We start from the raw sequence: 19,352 nt of genomic DNA on the forward strand, positions 1-19,352 counted from the left end.
CCTAACGAACCGCGGGTGCCACCGGGGCGGATTCCGATCTGGGCTTGGAGTGTCCCAGCGCCTGGGCGACCAGCCGGGTCAGCGTCGTCAAGCCGTCCGTGGACAGCACGGACTCCAGATGCCCCTGGACCGAGGCGAAGCCCGGCCCGCGCAGTGCCGCGACCACCCCTGTCACCGGATCGGCCGCGACCTCGGCTCCCCCGGCGTGCAGGGTGCCGGGAGCAACCCGGGCCGCGAAGGTGTTGTAGAACCCGATTCGGGCGTCGGCGCCGAACACCGGCACACTCAGCTGTACGCCCTGATGCGGTTCGTCCAGGGCCCGCAGGTCCAGGCCGCACTCGAGCGCCAGCAGTTGATGGCTCAGGCACACCGCCAGCAGGGGCCGCCCTGCCGCCCGACGATGAACGATCAGCTGACGCATCTGCGCGATCCGCGGATCGGTCCGATTCCGCGGATCGCCGGGGCCGGGGCCTGCGACGAGCAGGTCGGCGGAGGTGATCCTGGCCTCGGTCACCGCATCCCAGGCGACGACCTCGACGTCCAACCCCAAATGGCGCAGCTGATGGGCCAACATGGTCGAGAACCGATCCTCGGCGTCGACCACCACCGCGGTGAAACCCGTGAAGGGCGCCCGCAGGGCCTTGCGCGTGCTCAGAGCTGGTTGACGTTGCAACCAGAAGGCCGCCAGTCGGGAATTCCGGGCGTGCAGCAGGGCCTCGACTTCGGTGCTGGAGAGTTCCCCGGGTGCCGTTGAGCCGGCGGGCGGAGCACTGGGTTCGGCCGAGGGGGCCGCCGTGGCTCCGATCGGCGCGGTCGCGATGTCCACGCCGATCGCGCGCAGCAGGCCGGAGACCTTCGCCGCCGTCTCCGCGGCCTCGCTCAGGGGATCGGAGTGCCGGACCAAGGTGGCCCCTGCGGAGACGCTCATCATGCCATCGCGCAGATATGCGGTGCGGATCAGGATTGGCGCATCCAGCTCATGGCCGCCGGCGGCCTCCGGGCTGAACAGGGCCGCAACCCCGGAATAGTAGCCACGGGGCGAGGTTTCGTAGCGGGCGATGACCGAGCAGGCGTTCTGCATCGGCGAGCCCGTCACCGTCGGGGCGAACATCGTCTGGCGCAGGACTCGGCGCGGATCTTCCTGCGAGGCGCCGCGCAGTACGTACTCGGTATGGGTCAGCCGGGACATCCGCTTGAGCCGGGGCCCGCTGATCCGCCCACCGGACGAACACACCTGAGACATCATCTTCATCTCCTCGTCGACGACCATGAACAGCTCCTCGGTCTCCTTCGTCGAGTTGAGGAATTCGGCGAAGGCCGCGGGGTCGGGTCGGCCGTTCACATGCCGGAACGTCCCGGAGATCGGGTTCATCGTCACCGCGCCGCCGCGGGCCACGACATGGGCCTCGGGGCTGGCGCCCACGGCCACCAGATCGCCCAGCACGATGGCGAAGGTCCAGTAGGCCCCGCGCTCGCGTTCCAATAGGGCACGGAACCAGGCGAGCGCAGTGGTCCTCGGGTCGGCGTCGACGCGCCCGGTGAAATCACGCCGGATGACGAAGTTCGCCCCTGCGCCGGTGCCGATCTCCCGGTCGATGACCTGCCGGGCGATCCGCGCGTACTCCTCATCCGATGTGGTGAAGCCCGCGTCGTGTACGCGCGGCAGCTGTTTGGGCAGGGCGTCCAGGGTCTGTGCCAGCGGCAGGCTTGAGTGCTCGTCGACCAGCAGACAGCGCAGGGGTGCGCCGTCGTCGAGTGCGGCGTATCCGCGCTCGCGGATCCGGTTGAACGGCACCATCGCCAGGACCTCGCGGGCGCTTCCCGCGTCATCGTGCAGGGGGATGTCGGCCAACTGCTGCACATCGGCGATGGTGCCGGTCAGGAGTTCGACGCCGTTGCCGCGGGAGATGAGGGCGAAGGGAGTGGTCGCGCTGCGCAGCGCCGTGATGCGCTGGAGGGGAGTGGGAGTGTCAGCGGGTGCGGGACTGGGGTTCAAGGGTGCCTCCGGGAGGTCGGGCTCCGTGGGCGATCCCCGAACGGGAAACGAAAAAGACCGCCACGACGGGGCGGTCTGGATTCGAGTACGCGAATGGGCCGCCGGTCAGGCGGGCCACCAGTTGTTCTGCAGAGTCTGTTTCGCGTGCACGGGACCAACATAGCACGCCCGCCGGTCCGGCCGCACGCCCTGCGGGCGTGGACTCAGCTCTGTCGCAGGGACCGGGTGCCGGCGCGGTCCACGTCATCGCGCAGCACGCCGGGCCAATAGGACACTCCCTCGGGCGAGCTGACGACCTCCAAGGTGGCGTGGGGGAGGACCTCGACCAGGGTTGCGGCGGTACTGACCGGGTGGCCGGGATCGTGGGTCCAGGCCAGAATCGTCACGGGAATGCCGATCGTGGCGATGAGCAGGGGAGCGGGTAGATCGGACAGTGCGGCTCCGCGCAGTGCCGAGGGCAGCAGTGTGGCGGGGATGTCCGGCGGGCTGGGCGGCTGTCCGACAGTGGCCGGGGGCGGCACCACGTCCCGATCGGCCGCCATGAATGGCGCAAGACCGCCGGCGGTGACGAGTTCGGCTGATTCGCGGTAGCGGCGGGCCTGTGGGACGCGGGTCTCCCAGGCGGTGGGCGGGAGCATGAGGGTCAGCCCGGAGAACCTGCCGGGATCGGCCAGGGCCGCGTGCAGCAGAGTGCCGGCGCCCATCGAGGGCCCGACCCCGTGGACGCGCTCGCCGGGGAAGACGGCGTCGAGTAGGGCGAGCAGGTCCTCGGCCAGGACCGACCAGCGGTAGTCGGCGGGCTCTGTGCGCCCGGTGGAGCGGCCATGGGCCCTGGCGTCGTAGCGCAATAAGCGGGTGCCGTTGAGTCCTCGCCCCAGGTCCAGTCCCATCAGCCTGTCGCGCGACCGGCTGGAGGTCAGGCCGTGCAATTGCACCACGGGGTGGCCGCCCTCATCGCTGATCTCGTAGTCGAGCTGGGCGCCGGGGACGGTGAACCTGGGCATGGGCTGCTCCTGGGGTGATGGGCTTGGGACTCGAATGCCTATATGTGACCTAGAATACATTTATGAGGCTGAGCAACATCACCTGGCTGCGTCTGCCGTTCGGCCGCGTGTTCGGCTACGACGTCAGTGTCTCCGAACCCGGCGAAGAGCTGCCGGTGTCCTTCGACCAGGCGCGCCATGTGGGCGAGGGGGATCGGCCCGGGTCGTGGATGGCCCTGAGCTTCACCCTGCCCGCACCCTGTGATCGCGCAGCACTGGCCGCCGCCTGGCTCAAGGTCATCGCCAGGCACGGGACCCTGCGCTCGGTCTTCACCCCGGGCCCCGACGGCCCGGAATTGCACCGGGTTCAGGTGGGTCCCGGGGGCTGGGCGGAACACCCCGTGGGACCCGGGCAGGCCGTCAACGAGGCGCTGGGCCGGGTGTTCGACGACTATTGCCGGCCCTACAGCCGACCCTCCCACCGGCTGTGCGTGGTGGAGACCGCCACAGCGCCGACCGTGGTCATCGCGGCCGATCATGCGCATGTGGACATGTGGTCGATGCTCGTCATCGTCCGCGACCTGCTGACGGCGCTGTCTGCGACCGAGGCCGCGCGCGGGTTCGGGGAACCGGGGGACGTCGTGCGGCCGCGGGGCGCACTGCCCGAGGAGTTCGCCGCGCACACCAGGGCACTGGCGCAGCGCCGGCCCGCCCCGGCCGGGGTCCGCCGCCGGTGGGCGCAGATCCTGCACGCCGGCGGCGATGCGATGCCGACCTTCCCCCTGCCGTTGGACGCGGCACAGCCGGGCCCCGAACGTGTCGAGGTGCGCGATGTGCTCGACCGGGAGCAGGCCGCCGCCCTCTCGGAAAGGGCCCGTGCCGAGGGCGTGTCCACCCTGGCCCTGGTCATCGCGGCCATGGCGCAGGTGACGCGGGAGCTGGCGGACAGGCCGTTGCGCGCGGTGTTCCCGGTGCACAGCCGCTATGAGGAGCGCTGGCACGACTCGGTGGGCTGGTTCATCACGAATTCCGTCATCGAGGTGCCGGGAACCGACCCCCTTTCGGCAGCCGCCGCGCTGAAAGAGGCGATCGGCCTGGGCTCGCATCCGCTGGCGGAGGTCCTGGCGCCGTTCGGCGGCATGCCCCGGACTCCGGAGATGTTCGCCATCAGCTGGCTCGACCTGCGCCGGTTGCCCGTGCGGATCGACTCGGTGGGACTGGACGCCCAGTATGTCAGTGCCAGGGTCTCGACCGACGGCGTCATGCTGTGGTTCATCGTCGACGACCAGGGGCTGCACCTGCGCTGCCGGTACCCGGACACACTGCGAGCCAGGCACCATGTGGGCACCTGGCTCGATCGAGTGGTTGAGGAACTGCGAACGCTCAGCGCACGCCCTGCATCAGCTTGAGGATGGGCCGGCGGAAGATGAACAGCAGGATGCCCACGATCACGGAGATACCGCCGATCACAAGGAAGTACGGGACCTCGGCGTCGGCGGAGTAGAAACCGGCCAGGGAGCCCGAAGCAGCAGAGCCCAGCGCGACCGACAGGAAGAACAGGGCGACCATCTGCGAATGGAAGGCCTGCGGGGCCAGCTTGGTGGCCAGGGACTGGCCCACTGGCGACAGGCACAGTTCGGCCATGGTGAACAGGAAGTACACGAGCACCATGACGAGCATCGGCACGGAGTTCGCGCCGCCGCCGGCCAGCGGGATGAACACGAAGAACGCGATGCCCATGACGATCGTGCCGATCGAGAACTTCACCGGGGTGCTGGGCTGCTTGTCGCCGAGCTTGGTCCACATGGCGGCGAAGGCGGCGGCGAAGACGATGATGAAGAACGGGTTGATCGACTGGACGATCGACGGCGGCAACACGATCCCGAACAGATTCCGGTCCAGGCGCTGATCGGCGTAGATTGCCAGCACGGTGAACTGCTGCTGGAACAGCGACCAGAACACTGCCGAACCGATGAACAGCGGGATGAAACCGAACACGCGGCTGCGCTCGATCGCGGTGATCTTCTTGCTCGCCGCGATCACGCAGAACAGGACGACGGCGGCCACGATCGTCACGACCACCACCACATTGGCCAGGTTTCCCGCGTTGAGCCAGCCCAGCCCTGCGGCTACGGCGACGATGGCGATCGCGACCACGGCGATCACAATCCACTTCAGCGCCTCGGCCCGGCTCAGGGGGCTGGTGGGGTGCGAGCTGGATTCGGTCCGGGTGTGGCGGCGCATCGCGAGGTACTGGACCAGGCCGACGGCCATCAGCACGGCGGCCAGGCCGAAGCCCCAGTGGAAGCCCTTCCAGCCCCACAGGGCCGAGGTGGCCAGCGGTCCGATCAGCCCGCCGATGTTCACACCCATGTAGTAGATGGAGAAGGCCGCGTCGCGCCGGTTGTCCTTCAGGTCGTAGAGGTCGCCCAGAGTGGTCGAGGTCGATACCTTGAGGGAACCCGATCCCAGAGCGATGCACACCAGGCCGATGCCCAGGCCCAAGCCGCCGGGCAGCAGCGACAGGGACAGGTGGCCGATCATGACGATGACGGCGGCGGATACGACGGTCTTCTCAGCACCGAGCACACGGTCGGCGATCCAGCCGCCGAGGACGGAGGAGAGGTAGACCAGGCCGCCGTAGGCGCCCACGATGGAAGTGGCGACGGCTTCGGACATGCCGAGGCCGCCGTCGGTCGTCGCATAGTAGATGTAGTAGGCGAGCAGCCCTTGCATGCCGTAGAAGCTGAAACGCTCCCACATTTCTACGCCGGCGAGGTTCGCAAGCCCCCAGGGGTGGCCGAAGAATCCCTTGCGCGACGTCCGCTCCGCGGATGCGGTCGAAGACATTATTTCTCTTTCATGTGGGTTTCATACTGTTCCGGGCACAATGCCAAGGCGAAACCCTACCACTGTCCACATGGTGGGCAATGCACCGGGGTGGATGACTATTCACGGTGGGGTGCGCTCAAGTCGTGCTCAAACTGCGATCGCAGCCACCCCTGACATGGAAGAACCCCGCGTGACCAGTGGTCGCGCGGGGTTCTGTGCGAGCGGGCGACGGGAATCGAACCCGCGTATCGAGCTTGGGAAGCTAGCGCTCTACCATTGAGCTACGCCCGCAACATGTTTTACTCTACACCGGTCGGTGCCGGATTTCCCAATCGAGCCGAAACCCGGCGCGCAGTCGGCCTGGGAGCCATGTTGGGAGCCATGCCTTGGGACTATCGGTAGGTGCGGTTGACGTAGTCGACGACACTTGCACCGCCTGCTACCGCCACGATGGGCAGACCGTAGATGATCCAGGCGAAATCGGCATATCCGAAGAAGCCCAGATCGTTGGCGGTGTCGAAGATCCACGCGAGCCCGGCCGTTGCGAGGACCGCGACCAGGGACGAGCAGATCCACTGCAGCATCGGCCGGGCCCGGCACAATAGGACCGCGGTGCAGGCGGCGAGGAAGGCGGGGATGAGGACGAAATAGGCGGCCCGGCCGAAAGCGATGGGAACGGGCAGTCCGTTGCGGTGTTCGAGGACAGCCCATGACACGCCGATCACCAGGAACCAGCTCGCGCCGGAAATCGACCAGAAGACGGCATTGCGCATGCTCACCTCCCGGGTCCGAGCGGAACGTTTCTGGATACGTACTTCAGGTTACGTCACAAAACACTGGAGGGGTACTCGAATCAGCCCGGTGATTCCGAATCCGCTACGGAATCCTGTGCCGAATCATCCCAAACCCGCAGCCATTTCTCCGCCAGGGATTCCACATTCTCATGCGCATTGAGCCCACTGGGCTGCGGCACGACCCACAGCCGGACGCTTCGGGGCCAGCCGGGAACCAGCGCAGGGTCCTGGAGTCCCAGCACGGCCCGCGGCAGATCGAAGGCCTGCCGGAACGCGGTGATGCCGGCGATGGCCACGCTGCGCGGTCGCAGCTCGGGGAGCCGGTTGATCAGGCTGCGCGCCCCGGCCCGTAGCTCATCGCGGGTCAGTTCGGATGCCTTGGCGCTGGCCCGGCCGACCAGATTCGTGATCCCGACCCCGCGCGCCAGCAGATCCTCGGCGTCGGAGTCGAGGAGTCCCGCCGCGGCGTCGACCCTGCGGCGGGTCAGGCCGGCGGCGTGGAGGGAGGGCCAGAAACGATTGCCCGGGTGCGCGAAGGGGGCGTTGACCGCTGCGGTCCACAGGCCCGGATTGACTCCCACGATGAGCATCCGCAGTGGGCACCCGGGATCGGGGAGGAGGTCGTCGACCGCGGGGGAGTCGACTGTGGCGAAGGCCGCCAGCTCAGCGCGCCGGGGCCTGCGACCGCCCAGGGGAGAGGGTCTTCGCATGCGCATGGGACCAGGATAGTTCGACGCATGACAGTGCAGTAGGACTGTGTGACAATCGGAACATGAACGAGTCGAGCATTCATGACGACATCTCACAGCTGGTCGAACGTGAACACGAACTGCGCGCCGAGCTGCAACGCAAGGAGATCTCCTCGCAAGAGGAGATGCAGGAGCTCAAGGGCATCGAGGTCCAGCTGGACCGGTGCTGGGACCTCCTGCGGCGGCGCCAGGCGCTGCGCGCTGCCGGTGAGAACCCGGACCTGGCCCGGGAACGTCCCGCAGACCAGGTCGAGGGTTATCTGGACTGAGTAGACGATTGTGGGCCCGGCACCTGCAACGGTGCCGGGCCCACAATCACAACCTGTCTCAGGCCTGCTGGGGTTCGACCGGGGGCAACGCCGACCAGGGGAAGACGATCCACTCATCGGTGCGCTTCCACACATAGTCGGGCAGGACGACCGAGGCGGACTTCGCATAGATGACGGCGGACTTGACGTCGGCACCGTGGCTGCGCAGCAGGTCCAGTACCAGGGCCAGGGTGCGGCCGGAATCGGCGACGTCGTCGACGACCAGAAGTTTCTTCCCGGCGATCGATTCGGTGTCCAGCAGGGGTGCGAGCAGGACGGGATCGGGCAGGGTCTCGTGGACATCGGTGTAGAACTCGACGTTGATCGCATCGGAGAGCTTCACACCGAGGTTGTACGACAGGGCGCCCGCCGGCAACAGGCCGCCCCTGGCCACGGCGATGATGATGTCGGGGGTGTATCCGGAGTCGACGATCTGCTGTGCGAGTTCACGCGAACCCGTGCCGAACGTCTCCCACGTTAGGATTTCCTTGGTGTCGAGGTCCGATGAATCTGCGTAATAGGCCACGTGTTCCTCCCGATTGGGCTGATGAAAAGGGTATGCCCTCCAGGGTAGTGCACCGGTGCGGGCAGTGCGCGCCGGAATCTCAGCCGCGGGGGCGCCATGTGCTGACAATCACCGAGGCGGTGATCACCTCGGGTACCTGCGCGGCCGTGAGCGTGGCCGGATCCAGATGCCTGGCCGAGGGCGTCATCGCCACCAGGGCGCGGGCCTGGTCCAGATCGGGATGGATATCGAATTCCACGGTGGTGCTGTGGGTCTCTGTGAAGTCAGAGTCGAAAGCCCTGTGCAGGCGGGCCTCCTTGGCCGGATCGATGTGGACCATATCGACGACTTCGGCGCGTAACTGGCGCAGGTGCTGCGCGGTCGGCCGGGCGATGACGACCCCGCCGGTAGGCCCCAGCACACGTCGGAACTCAGCCGGATTGCGCGGGGAGAAGACATCGAGGACGACATCGGCGCAGGCCTTCGCCAGAGGGAAGGGACGGTACACGTCCCAGGAGCCGACCGCAGCCCGCGGGTGGGGGTGCGGGGCCAGGCGCAGGCCGCGCACGCCCGTATCGAATCCGAAACCGGTGGCCGGTGGGATCCGTTCGAGGGCTTTGGCCAGATAGTAGCCGGTGCCGCACCCGGCCTCGACGATGAAGGGATCGGCAGCCGGTCCGATGACGGCCGCGGCCTGGGCTGCGACCTCGGCTGCCAGCGGAGCGTAGGCTCCCGATGCCAGGAACGCATCGCGGGCGAGCGCCATCGCGGCATCGTCTCCGCTGGTGGCCTTGAAGCCGGAGAGCAGGCCGAAATACCCCTGCCGGGCGATGTTGAAACTATGGCCGGCAGGGCAGCGCAGATCGTGTTCGGCCGCTTGCAGCGGTTCCGCGCAGACCGGGCAGCGCAGCCTTGCCAGCACTCGTTCGCGGGTAGTGGGCGCCGCAGTGGAAGACGGGGCATTCGCCGGACGGGATCTCTGATCGGGGTGCACAGGTGCAGTGTAGTCGCCCCGGACCGGGCAATGAGCGTCCGGCGGGCTAGCCTGGAGGTGTGATGAGCTTACACACTCAGACGGTCCCCGGCGGGCCGGGCCGCATGGTGTTCCTGCACGGGTTGATGGGCCGTGGCAAGAACTTCACCCGGATCGCCAAGGACCTCTCCGATGACTACACCTCGCTGTTGGTCGATCTGCCCGATCACGGCCAATCTCCGTGGAGTAAGACCTTCGACTACTTCCGCATGGCAGATACCGCAGCCGCGGCGATTCGTTCCTGGCTGGCAGCGGAACCGCAGGGTCCGGGCACGGTCGTGCTGGTGGGTCATTCGATGGGTGGCAAGGTCGCGATGGAGCTGGCCCTGCGGCACCAGGATCTGATCTCGCACCTGATAGTGGTCGACATCTCTCCGGTGCGCGCTTCGGGAAGTGAGGACTTCGACAAGTTGCTGGGTGCGCTGGAGGCCATCGACCTGGACCGGTTGGAAAGTCGGGCGCAGGCCGATGAGCAGCTGCGTGGCCCCGTCCCGCAGCTGGCCACCCGCGGTTTCCTCCTGCAGAATCTGCGGCCGAGCCGTGACGACACCGGCGCGGTCAGGTTCGCCTGGCAGCCGAACCTGGCCCTGCTGCATGCCTCCCTCGATCGTCTGGCGGACTTCCCCGATCCGCACACCGGGCCGTATCCGGGGCCGGTGCTGTGGATCAAGGGCGAGCGCAGCTCGTACGTCTTGCCCGCCTACACCGCGGAGATGAGACGGTATTTCCCGCGCTGCACCAAGATCACGATCAAGGGCGCCGGACACTGGGTGCATGCGGAGAAGCCGGCGGAGTTCGTCTCCGCCGTGCGCGCGTTCCTGGACCGCAGCACGGATCGGTGATGCAGTCCCGTGGCACTGCCCGATGACCCGACGCGACGCCCGGCGCGCACCGGAAGGAATAGTTCATTATCGTTGAACGCTGAAGTGGAAGCCGGATACCCGGCTGACAAAGCCCTGCACTAGGAGGAAGCATCGTGGGCACCATTCCCGCAGACACCTCGGATCCCAAGTTCGCCGAATACGCCCACCCCGAACGGCTCGTGACCACCGAATGGGTGGCAGAGCACAAGGACGACCCCGGTGTCGTCCTGGTCGAAAGCGACGAGGACGTGCTGCTGTACGAGACCGGGCACATCCCCGGCGCGGTGAAGATCGACTGGCACACCGAACTCAACGACCCCGTGACCCGCGACTACGTCGACGGCACAGGGTTCGCCGCCCTAATGAGTGCCAAGGGCATCTCCCGCGATGACACAATCGTCGTCTATGGGGACAAGACGAACTGGTGGGCCGCTTACGCCCTGTGGGTCTTCACCCTGTTCGGCCACGCAGATGTCAGGCTCATGGACGGCGGCCGGAAGAAGTGGGAGGCCGAGGGCCGCGAATTGACCCGGGCCAAACCACAGATCACCGCAACGGACTATCCCGTCGTCGCCCGCGACGACGCCGCCATCCGGGCCTTCCTGCCCGAGGTCCGCGCGGCCATCGGCAATACTCCGTTGATCGATGTGCGCAGCCCAGACGAGTATTCGGGCAAGCGCACGCATATGCCGGACTATCCGGAGGAGGGCGCGCTGCGCGGTGGGCACATCCCCACCGCCAAGTCCGTGCCATGGGCCAAGGCGGTTGCCGAGGACGGAACGTATAAGTCCCGTGCAGAACTCGAAGACCTGTACCTGCGCGATCTGGGGTACACGACCGACGATGACATCATCGCCTACTGCCGGATCGGCGAGCGCTCCAGCCACACCTGGTTCGCACTGAACCATCTGCTGGGATTCGCCCATGTGAAGAACTACGACGGTTCGTGGACCGAATGGGGCAATGCGGTGGGCGTGCCCATCGTGCGCGGAGAACAGCCGGGTGAGGCGAAATGAGCGAGCAGGAGTCGCTGCCAGGCGGGCTGCAGGAGATCGCCGAGGACTTCGCCGCAACGCCGGCCGCACAGCGGTTGGAACTGCTGCTGGAGTTCTCCGATGAACTGCCGGAGCTGCCGCAGCGTTTGCAGGACGATCCCGACCTGCTCGAGCCAGTGCCCGAATGCCAGTCGCCGATCTTTGTGCTGGTCGAGGTGGAACCCGGGGCCGAGGCCGGTGGAGGCACCGTGCACCTGTTCTTCTCCGCGCCGCCTGAGGCGCCCACCACGCGCGGCTTCGCCGGCATCCTGTCCGAGGGATTGGACGGCCATTCGGTGGCCGAGGTCCTGCGGGTGCCCGCCGATATGCCGCTGCGCCTGTCGATCACCGACCTGGTCAGCCCGCTGCGGCTGAACGGCATGAGCGGGATGCTGGCGCGCATTCAACGCCAGGTGCGCGAAAAGGCCTGAGACCTGGCAGTAGTTCCCCTCCGACCGGTCCGTGGACGATGTCCGCGGGCCGGTTTTCCTATGTCTAAAAATAGAACAACCGCTCATATATTGAGATCAATATAACGGGAAGATAACGATTCATCCCTCTTATGGTGTCGGGAAAATACTGTCCTTGGGTATATACCTACTGATCTCCAGCAGGTTCGCCTGCCGGAAAACTCGATTTGCGCAGGTCTGGTCGAGGGCTAGCGTGAAAAAGGTCGGTCAACAGGCCGACTTGTGAGAATCGAGGAGGGGTACATGTCATCGGTGAAGCTGGGGAGACCCACGGCCGCCGTGAAGACGGAAACCGAATCGCGCACCATGGACAACGCGCCGTGGAGCCGCCTGCACACCCTGGCGGTGTTCTGCACACTGGGCGGAACGTTCCTGGACGGGTACATTCTGGGCATCGTCGGAGGGGCCATCCCGCCGGCCACCGAGGAACTGGGGCTGTCGCTGCTGTCGCAGGGCCTGATCGGCGCCAGCGCGTTGATCGGCATCTTCATCGGAGGCCTGTTCTTCGGCCGTCTGGCCGACCGCTTCGGTCGTAAGACGGTGTTCCAGTGGAACCTCGTCGCCTTCGTCGTCCTCTCTCTGCTCCAACTGGTGGCGGTCTCGCAATGGGACCTGGTGGGATACCGCCTGCTGCTCGGCGTCGCGATCGGCGTCGAATACGCTGTGGGTGCAGCGCTGCTGTCCGAATTCGTTCCCGCGAAGAACCGCTCCTTCATGTTGGGGGCGCTCAACGCAGTCTGGTTCGTCGGCTTCGTGCCGGCTACCCTGATCTCCCTGCACTTCTCCGGGAGCAACTGGCGGATCATCCTGGCGACCAGCGCGATCCCGGCGATCATCGTCGCCCTGCTGCGCATGGGCCTGCCCGAGTCGCCGAAGTGGCTGGTGTCCCAGGGCCGTGATGAACAGGCCAGGGAGATCCTCGACAAGCACTGGCCCGCCGGCACCGAGCTGCCTCCGACCGAACGCGTCGAACACAGCCACTTCCGCGAACTGTTCAGCCCCAAGTACCTTGCGCACACCATCTACGCCTCGCTGTTCTGGATCTGCCAGGTGGCCCCGGTATTCGCGATCCTGACGTTCATCGCCCCGGTGCTCACCCAGGTGGGCATCCCCGAGGGCGATGCCCGTGACCTCATCATGAACCTGTTCGAATTGGCCGGCGCGATCGCCTTCATCTGGATCCTGGCCGCCAGCCGACGTCGCACCCTGGTGATCTGGACCTTCGCCGTCGTTGCGGCCGGTCTGGCCGTCATCGGCCTGTTCCCGCATGCGCCGGTCGTCCTGCTGGCCGGAGTCATAGGCGTGGTGCTCTTCGTCTCAGCCGGCAGCAACAACCTCCAGTTCGTCTACCCATCGGAGATGTTCCCCACCAAGATGCGGTCGTCCGGAGTGGGCTTCGCCGCATCGATGAGTCGGCTGGGGGCGGCGACCGCAACCTACGTCATGCCGCTGTGCATGGCGGGCCTGGGAGTCAACGGAACGCTGTTGATCCTGGCGGCCTTCCCCGCGGTGGGCTTCGTGCTCTCCATCTTCCTCGCGCCGGAGACCTCCGGTACCGAGATCCGCTAAGCGGACCCGGCCCGCACCAGCCGGGCAATGCCCGTCCAGCAGGCCAGAAGGAATGCGCCCCAGACGAGGCCGGTGAGCAAGGAGAAGCCCGTCTCCGTCAACCAGCCCAGGACGGGTCCCAGGAAGCCGGTGGCCTGTGCCACGAGCCCGGCGAGGTGCTCGACGCCGTGGTAGACCACCGGCCAGCCCACGTCGGATGTTCCCTTGAGCAGGATGTGGCCTCCCACCCACAGCATGGCGAAGGTGCCCACGACCGACAGGAGCGTCAGCAGTCTGGGCATGCCCCAGAGCAGGAATCCACCGCAGGCCCGGCCCGCGGGTGTGCGACCCCTGCGATACATGAGTACGCCCACATCGTCCATTTTCACGATCACGGCCACCACCCCGTAGACCAGGGCGGTGAGGATGAGGGCGACGATGACAAGGGTGGTGAAGCGGTCCCAGAACGCTTGTCCCGCAACCTCGGAGAGGCTGATGACCATGATCTCCGTGGACAGGATGAAATCGGTGGTCACCGCCTGACGCACCATCGCCCGTTCCGCCTCGGGCCCGCGCAGGGCCACCGGAGGCGGAACGGGCGATGCGGCTCCGGCGGCACCGTCGGAGCCCGGGCGCAGCCAGTGCCAGACCTTCTCGGCGCCCTCGAAGCACAGATAGCTCCCGCCGATCATCAGCAGCGGGGTGAGCACCCAGGGTGCGAACTGGCTGAGCAGCAGCGCCGCCGGCAGGATGATGAGGATCTTGTTGATCGCACTGCCCAGCGCGATCCGGCCGATCACGGGCAGTTCGCGCGAGGGCTTGATGCCCTCGACGAACTGCGGGGCCACAGCCGCGTCGTCGACGACGACCCCGGTCGTCTTCAGGCTGGTGGACACCGCCGCATCGGCCAGGGGGCGCACGTGTGCGGCGCTCATCTTCGTCAGGGTCGCGATATCGTCCAGCAGCGCGAACAAGCCTCCGCTCATGGCCCTCCTCCGGTTCGGCTCACGGGATACCGGCCAAGTATATGGCGTGCGCGCCACTGGAAATGCCGAGCGATCCGGGGCAGGATGGGGGTATGTCTACTACCGCATTCAATTCCGCACCCGTGAACACCACCGGCTCGCTGCCCGCAGTCGGCGCGGACCTGCCCGCCTTCGAACTGGTCGGCGGCGACTTGGCCCCCGTGACCTCGGCCGATCTGGCCGGCAAGAAGCTCGTCCTGAACATCTTCCCGTCGCTGGACACCGGTGTGTGCGCGGCCTCCGTGCACAAGTTCAACGAACTCGCCGCAGACCTCGACGCCACCGTAGTGTGCGTGTCCAACGACCTGCCGTTCGCCCAGGCCCGTTTCTGCGGGGCAGAGGGCATCGACAACGTCATCGTCGCCTCGGGCTTCCGCTCCGGCTTCGGACAGGACTACGGCGTGACCATGGAAGACGGCCCGCTGGCCGCCCTGCTGGCCCGCTCGGTCGTCGTCGCCGACGCCAATGGCAAGGTCGTCTACACCGAACTGGTCCCGGAGATCACGACCGAACCGGACTACGATTCCGCCGTCGAAGCCGTCAAGGCCGCATGATCGACAACCCGTTGGCGGGCACCTGCCCGTGCGGCGGGAAACCAGAGGGGGCCGCGTTCGCAGACTGCTGCGGACCGGCCCTTTCCGGTGCCCGCTGGCCCGAAACGGCCGAGTCCCTGATGCGTTCGCGCTATACGGCCTTCGCGCTGGCCGATGAAGACCATCTGTTCCGCACCTGGCACCCCCGCACCCGGCCGCCGGGCCGGCTGAGCGACGCCAATACCCGCTGGACCGGCTTGGAGCTCGGCCGGGTGATCGGAGGGGGAGCCGAGGACAAGACCGGCACCGTCGAATTCACCGCGCACTACGTCGGGGCCGGGGCCGGCCCGGGTGTGATGCACTGCGTCTCCACCTTCGCCCGCCGGGCCGGACGCTGGATGTACGTCGAGGATCTCTAGGGGCGCGCAAGGCCCAGAAACTCGCGCAGCGCGGGCAGCTCCTGCCTGGCCTGCGACAGGCCCAGCCGATGGGCCGCCGCCAGGCGGGACAGGTCACGGGTGCTGTTCTTCAACGGCATCACCTCGGGTGCGAAGATATGTGCCCTGCCCTGCCGTTCGAGCTCGAAGATCCGCTCCCTGGTCGCGTTGTAGCGCTCATGGCGGGTGAACATGGCCTCCACCAGGCGGGGATAGCTCCGGAAGTGGGCGCGCAGGAAGGAACGCATGCCCACCGGCTCCTTGACGTAATCGCGCTGCTGGGTCAAGACGATGACGAAGCGCTCGAACCCCGCTTCCTGTGCCAGGGTCAGGGGGATACCGCCATCGGCGCCCATGGCCCCGTCGACGTAGAGCCTGCCGTCGATGTCCACCGGAGGCATGATGACCGGCATGGTCGACGATGCCTGTACTCTGGCCATCAGATCGTCCATCCGCGCATAGTCCGCCTTCGACCACACCACTTCCGCGCCGGTGCGCACATCGAAGCCCACGCACAGCATATCGGCGGGATTGTCCTGGAAATCCCGCCAGTGAAACGGCAGGGCCATACCCGGCTCGCAGGTCTCCCGGTAGATGTACCGGGCATTGAAATAGCCCTGGCCCCGGCTGAAACTGCGCCATCCTCCGAAGCGCTCATCGGCGGGGAAGTCGACGAAGGACCTACGGGTGCGTTTGGCGTCGCGGGAGACGTAGTTCGCGGCATTCGAAGCACCGGCGCTGATACCCGCCACCCAATCGAAATCGATGCCCTGTTCCAACAGGGTCACCGCAAATGCGCTGGTCAGGGCCGCGCGCATGCCGCCGCCCTCGAAGACCAGGGCCGTATCGGAGATTCTGGTTCCCATACTCCGAACTCTAACGGGGCACGGCGCCCTCGCGTGGACCGGGCACAGATCGCCGTTCGCACGTGGGACAATCGGGTCATGGCCGAAAACCAGAACGACCTGCCCACTGATGAGCTGCGCTCAGTGACGATCACCCGCCTTGCAGAGGGCCGATACCTGGCCCGGAATGCATCGGGGAACACGCTCGAGTTCGGGCGCGACGAGGAACTGTTCAGCCCCGTCGAACTGCTGTTGGCCGCGATCGCCGGCTGCTCCTCGATCGACGTCGACGTGGTGACCAGCAGGCGCGGCGAACCGGACCGCTTCGATGTCACGGCTGCCGCCCGCAAGGTCACAGAGGACGGGGCCAATCGACTCGACGACGTGCATCTGTCGTTCGATTTGGCGTTCCCCGACACGGAGGCCGGGCGCAAGGCCGCCGGTACCGTGGAGCGGGCGGTGCAGCTCTCACACGAGAAGTACTGCACGGTCTCGCGCACCGTACAACACGGTGCGCGGGTGGATTTCGAGGCGCACACCGAACTGGACTGAGCACCCGGCGGGCGGGTGGAACCGGGCGGTTGCCCGCCCGCGCCCCGAGCGGTCGCCGGCTTACTTCAGAGCCTTGCCGACCTTGTGCAGGCGGTGACTCAGCTGCATGATCCGCACACTGCCCACAACGCCGGCGATGAGGATGCCGGCGATGGCGGACAGGATGATCGCAACGCCCAGGGGCAGGCTGAACTCCCAACCGAAGTAGTGGAAGACCGCGGCCTCGTTGTTCTGCACGATGAAGACCAGCAGCAGCACCAGAACGACTGCGCCCACGATGAGCGAGATCCACATGCCGATGCTCAGCCCGGAGGTTCCCGGCACCGTGACCGGGGGAACGACCTCGGCTTCGGTAGGCGCTTCGGGGCCGTCCTCGCCGGTTGGCTGAGTCGGCTCCAGGGCGTCAGGTGACCCGGTCCGGTCCGATGCCGCGATGACCTCGCGTCCGGGCAGCTGTTCCTGCGGGTCGACTGGGGAGTTCTCGTCTGCGGGTGTTGTGGATTCGTCCATGGCAGAACCCTATCAACGGCACACGGGCCCGGTCCCACTCCACGCGGAGTGGGACCGGGCCCGTGTGCCGACTATCGGACGGCGTCAGCCGCCGACCGCTCAGGCGAGCGCGTCGATGATCCGGTTGAAGGTCTGCGAGGGCCGCATGGCCGCGGTGACCAGAGCATCGTCCGGGTTGTAGTAGCCACCCAGCTCGACCGGCTGCCCCTGAGCCGCCAACAGCTCGGAGACGATGGTGTCCTCGTTCGCGCGCAGTTCGGCCGCGACCGGGGCCAGGGCCTCGGCCAGTTCGGCGTCCGTGGTCTGCTTGGCCAGTTCCTCGGCCCAGAACAGGGTCAGGTAGAAGTGGCTGCCGCGGTTGTCGATCTCGCCGACCTTGCGCGAGGGCGAACGGTTCTCACCCAGGAAGGTCTCCGTGGCCGCGTCGAGGGTGTCGGCCAGCACACCGGCGCGCTCGTTGCCCTCATTGTTGAGCAGATGGCGGAAGCTCTCGGCGATGGCGAAGAATTCGCCGAGGGAGTCCCAGCGCAGGTGGCCCTCTTCGACCAGCTGCTGGACGTGCTTCGGAGCGGAGCCGCCTGCACCCGTTTCGAACAGGCCGCCGCCGGCGATCAGCGGAACGACGGAGAGCATCTTGGCCGAGGTGCCCAGTTCCAGGATCGGGAACAGGTCGGTGTTGTAGTCGCGCAGCACATTGCCGGTCACGGAGATCGTGTCCTCGCCGCGGCGGATCCGCTCGACGGAGAACTTCGTGGCCTCGACCGGGTTCATGATCCGGATGTCCAGGCCCTCGGTGTCGTGCTCGGCCAGGTATTCGTTGACCCGGGCGATGAGGTTGCGGTCGTGGGCGCGGGTCTCATCGAGCCAGAACACCGCGGGGGTCCCGGACAGGCGGGCGCGGGTGACGGCCAGCTTGACCCAGTCGCGCACCGGCACGTCCTTGGTCTGGCAGGCGCGCCAGATGTCCCCGGCGGACACCTCGTGGCTCAGCAGGACCTCGCCGGCGGCGTTGACGACCTCAACGGTGCCCGCGGTCGGGATTTCGAAGGTCTTGTCGTGGCTGCCGTACTCCTCGGCTTTCTGCGCCATCAGACCGACATTGGGCACATCGCCCATGGTCGACGGATCATAGGCGCCATTGGCGCGGCAATCCTCGATGACGGCCTGGTAGACGCCGGCGTAGCTGGAGTCGGGGATGACGGCCAGGGTGTCCTGCGTCTGGTCGTCCTTGTTCCACATCTTGCCGCCCACGCGGATCATCGCCGGCATCGAGGCGTCGACGATCACGTCGGAGGGCACATGGAGGTTCGTGATCCCCTTGGCGGAGTTCACCATGGCCAGTGCGGGGCCGTCGGCGAAGGCCTTGTCGACCTCGGCGCGGATGGCCGCGGCGGTGTCGGCATCGAGTTCGTCGAGGCCGGCCAGGATCGCGCCCAGACCGTCGTTGGCCGACAGCCCGGCTTCGGCCAGCTGTGCGCCGTACTGGGCGAACACGGTGGGGAAGAACGCCTTGATGACGTGGCCGAACAGGATCGGGTCGGAGACCTTCATCATGGTGGCCTTCAGGTGCACGGAGAACAACACGCCGGCTTCCTTGGCCGCCGCGATCTGCTCGGTGAGGAATTCATCGAGCTTGGCGACATTCATGAACGTGCCGTCGACGATTTCGTCCTTGAGCACCTTCAGGCCGTCCTTGAGCACCGTCACGTCGCCCTTGGCGTCGGTCAGGCGGATGGTCAGCACATCGTCGGCGGGCAGGATGACGGACTTCTCATTGGACCGGAAGTCGTCGTGGCCCATGGTCACGACGTTCGTCTTGGAATCCTTGGACCATTCGCCCATCGAGTGCGGGTGCTTCTTCGCGAAGTTCTTCACGGCCTTGGGGGCGCGGCGGTCCGAGTTGCCCTCGCGCAGAACCGGGTTGACGGCCGAACCCTTGACCGAGTCGTAGCGGGCGCGGATGTCGCGTTCCTCGTCGGTCGAGGGCTCCTCCGGGTAGTCCGGGATGTCGAAGCCCTGGGACTGCAGCTCCTTCACCGCGGCCTTGAGCTGGGGGACGGATGCCGAGATGTTCGGCAGCTTGATGATGTTGGCCTCGGGGGTCTTGGCCAGTGCACCGAGTTCGGCCAGCGCGTCGGGGCGCTGCTGCTCGGCGGGCAGACGGTCGGCGAACAGTGCGAGGATGCGTCCGGCCAGCGAGATATCGCGCATCTCGACCCCGACACCGGCCTTGTGGGCGAATGCGTCGATGATCGGCTTGAGCGAATAGGTCGCCAACAGCGGCGCCTCATCCGTCCGGGTGTACATGATCTTTGCCATAGTGAAGAACCACTCC

General features: G+C 66.8%; 20 protein-coding genes and 1 tRNA gene. 9 read left to right on the top strand and 12 right to left on the bottom strand.

The window, feature by feature from the left end; translation table 11 throughout:
• Window position 1 precedes the first annotated feature (1 nt).
• Together NQ034_RS03960 and NQ034_RS03965 are read right to left on the bottom strand one after the other, a co-directional pair.
• Window positions 2-1,996, bottom strand: coding sequence for an anthranilate synthase family protein (locus NQ034_RS03960; protein WP_373566584.1), 1,995 nt, complete (start codon window positions 1,994-1,996; stop codon window positions 2-4).
• Between the two features lie 203 nt (window positions 1,997-2,199).
• On the bottom strand, window positions 2,200-3,000 hold the full coding sequence (locus NQ034_RS03965; protein ID WP_257047146.1) for an alpha/beta fold hydrolase: 801 nt from the start codon (window positions 2,998-3,000) through the stop codon (window positions 2,200-2,202).
• 62 nt (window positions 3,001-3,062) lie between these two features.
• On the opposite strand from NQ034_RS03965, the gene NQ034_RS03970 reads away from it, so the two are divergent.
• Window positions 3,063-4,388, top strand: coding sequence for a condensation domain-containing protein (locus tag NQ034_RS03970; RefSeq protein ID WP_257047147.1), 1,326 nt, complete (start codon window positions 3,063-3,065; stop codon window positions 4,386-4,388).
• Here NQ034_RS03970 and NQ034_RS03975 read toward each other — a convergent pair.
• From NQ034_RS03975 to NQ034_RS03990, 4 genes are all read right to left on the bottom strand, one after another.
• On the bottom strand, window positions 4,363-5,829 hold the full coding sequence (locus NQ034_RS03975; protein WP_257047148.1) for a peptide MFS transporter: 1,467 nt from the start codon (window positions 5,827-5,829) through the stop codon (window positions 4,363-4,365). The genes NQ034_RS03970 and NQ034_RS03975 overlap by 26 nt on opposite strands.
• A gap of 202 nt (window positions 5,830-6,031) precedes the next feature.
• Window positions 6,032-6,102, bottom strand: a tRNA-Gly gene (locus NQ034_RS03980).
• A gap of 101 nt (window positions 6,103-6,203) precedes the next feature.
• Window positions 6,204-6,590 carry a hypothetical protein gene (locus NQ034_RS03985; RefSeq protein WP_257047149.1) on the bottom strand — a complete coding sequence of 129 codons (387 nt, stop codon included), beginning with the start codon at window positions 6,588-6,590 and terminating at the stop codon, window positions 6,204-6,206.
• A gap of 74 nt (window positions 6,591-6,664) precedes the next feature.
• On the bottom strand, window positions 6,665-7,321 hold the full coding sequence (locus tag NQ034_RS03990; protein WP_257047150.1) for a mismatch-specific DNA-glycosylase: 657 nt from the start codon (window positions 7,319-7,321) through the stop codon (window positions 6,665-6,667).
• A gap of 56 nt (window positions 7,322-7,377) precedes the next feature.
• Here NQ034_RS03990 and NQ034_RS03995 point away from each other — a divergent pair, with 56 nt between their 5' ends.
• Entirely contained in the window at window positions 7,378-7,623 is a 246-nt protein-coding gene (locus NQ034_RS03995; protein ID WP_257047151.1) for a DUF2630 family protein, read from the top strand.
• A gap of 58 nt (window positions 7,624-7,681) precedes the next feature.
• Here NQ034_RS03995 and NQ034_RS04000 read toward each other — a convergent pair whose 3' ends face one another.
• Window positions 7,682-8,188 (bottom strand): phosphoribosyltransferase, encoded by a 507-nt coding sequence (locus NQ034_RS04000; RefSeq protein WP_257047152.1) that lies wholly within the window; start codon window positions 8,186-8,188, stop codon window positions 7,682-7,684.
• A gap of 79 nt (window positions 8,189-8,267) precedes the next feature.
• On the bottom strand, window positions 8,268-9,161 hold the full coding sequence (locus tag NQ034_RS04005; RefSeq protein ID WP_257047153.1) for a putative RNA methyltransferase: 894 nt from the start codon (window positions 9,159-9,161) through the stop codon (window positions 8,268-8,270).
• 62 nt (window positions 9,162-9,223) lie between these two features.
• On the opposite strand from NQ034_RS04005, the gene NQ034_RS04010 reads away from it, so the two are divergent.
• The 4 genes from NQ034_RS04010 (at window position 9,224) to NQ034_RS04025 (ending at window position 13,136) form a co-directional block, all read left to right on the top strand.
• Complete coding sequence (locus tag NQ034_RS04010; RefSeq protein WP_257047154.1) at window positions 9,224-10,042, top strand: alpha/beta fold hydrolase; 819 nt, start codon at window positions 9,224-9,226, stop codon at window positions 10,040-10,042.
• A gap of 131 nt (window positions 10,043-10,173) precedes the next feature.
• Window positions 10,174-11,079, top strand: a complete 906-nt coding sequence (locus NQ034_RS04015) for a sulfurtransferase (protein WP_257047323.1) — start codon at window positions 10,174-10,176, stop codon at window positions 11,077-11,079.
• A complete protein-coding gene (locus tag NQ034_RS04020) occupies window positions 11,076-11,528 on the top strand; it encodes a SufE family protein (protein ID WP_257047155.1) in 453 nt (150 codons plus the stop codon). The genes NQ034_RS04015 and NQ034_RS04020 overlap by 4 nt, the downstream gene beginning before the upstream one ends.
• Window positions 11,529-11,810: 282 nt before the next feature.
• Window positions 11,811-13,136 (top strand): MFS transporter, encoded by a 1,326-nt coding sequence (locus NQ034_RS04025; protein ID WP_257047156.1) that lies wholly within the window; start codon window positions 11,811-11,813, stop codon window positions 13,134-13,136.
• Here NQ034_RS04025 and NQ034_RS04030 read toward each other — a convergent pair.
• A complete protein-coding gene (locus NQ034_RS04030) occupies window positions 13,133-14,101 on the bottom strand; it encodes a DUF808 domain-containing protein (RefSeq protein ID WP_257047158.1) in 969 nt (322 codons plus the stop codon). The two genes, NQ034_RS04025 and NQ034_RS04030, sit on opposite strands and share 4 nt — an antisense overlap.
• A 92-nt stretch (window positions 14,102-14,193) precedes the next feature.
• On the opposite strand from NQ034_RS04030, the gene tpx reads away from it, so the two are divergent.
• On the top strand, window positions 14,194-14,694 hold the full coding sequence (tpx, locus tag NQ034_RS04035) for a thiol peroxidase (protein WP_257047159.1): 501 nt from the start codon (window positions 14,194-14,196) through the stop codon (window positions 14,692-14,694).
• Window positions 14,691-15,092, top strand: coding sequence for a YchJ family protein (locus NQ034_RS04040; RefSeq protein ID WP_257047160.1), 402 nt, complete (start codon window positions 14,691-14,693; stop codon window positions 15,090-15,092). Before tpx ends, NQ034_RS04040 begins: the two co-directional genes overlap by 4 nt.
• Here NQ034_RS04040 and NQ034_RS04045 read toward each other — a convergent pair.
• Window positions 15,089-15,976 (bottom strand): patatin-like phospholipase family protein, encoded by an 888-nt coding sequence (locus tag NQ034_RS04045; protein ID WP_257047161.1) that lies wholly within the window; start codon window positions 15,974-15,976, stop codon window positions 15,089-15,091. The two genes, NQ034_RS04040 and NQ034_RS04045, sit on opposite strands and share 4 nt — an antisense overlap.
• A 78-nt stretch (window positions 15,977-16,054) precedes the next feature.
• Here NQ034_RS04045 and NQ034_RS04050 point away from each other — a divergent pair, with 78 nt between their 5' ends.
• Window positions 16,055-16,507, top strand: coding sequence for an OsmC family protein (locus tag NQ034_RS04050; RefSeq protein ID WP_257047162.1), 453 nt, complete (start codon window positions 16,055-16,057; stop codon window positions 16,505-16,507).
• A gap of 60 nt (window positions 16,508-16,567) precedes the next feature.
• Here the strand turns inward: NQ034_RS04050 and NQ034_RS04055 are convergent, their stop codons facing one another.
• Together NQ034_RS04055 and NQ034_RS04060 are read right to left on the bottom strand one after the other, a co-directional pair.
• Complete coding sequence (locus NQ034_RS04055) at window positions 16,568-17,017, bottom strand: LapA family protein (protein ID WP_257047163.1); 450 nt, start codon at window positions 17,015-17,017, stop codon at window positions 16,568-16,570.
• A gap of 99 nt (window positions 17,018-17,116) precedes the next feature.
• Window positions 17,117-19,336: an NADP-dependent isocitrate dehydrogenase gene (locus NQ034_RS04060; protein ID WP_257047164.1), complete on the bottom strand. Its 2,220-nt coding sequence runs from the start codon at window positions 19,334-19,336 to the stop codon at window positions 17,117-17,119.
• Between the last annotated feature and the right edge of the window lie 16 nt (window positions 19,337-19,352).

It is taken from the genome of Brevibacterium moorei (assembly GCF_024580735.1).
Lineage (GTDB): Bacteria > Actinomycetota > Actinomycetes > Actinomycetales > Brevibacteriaceae > Brevibacterium > Brevibacterium moorei.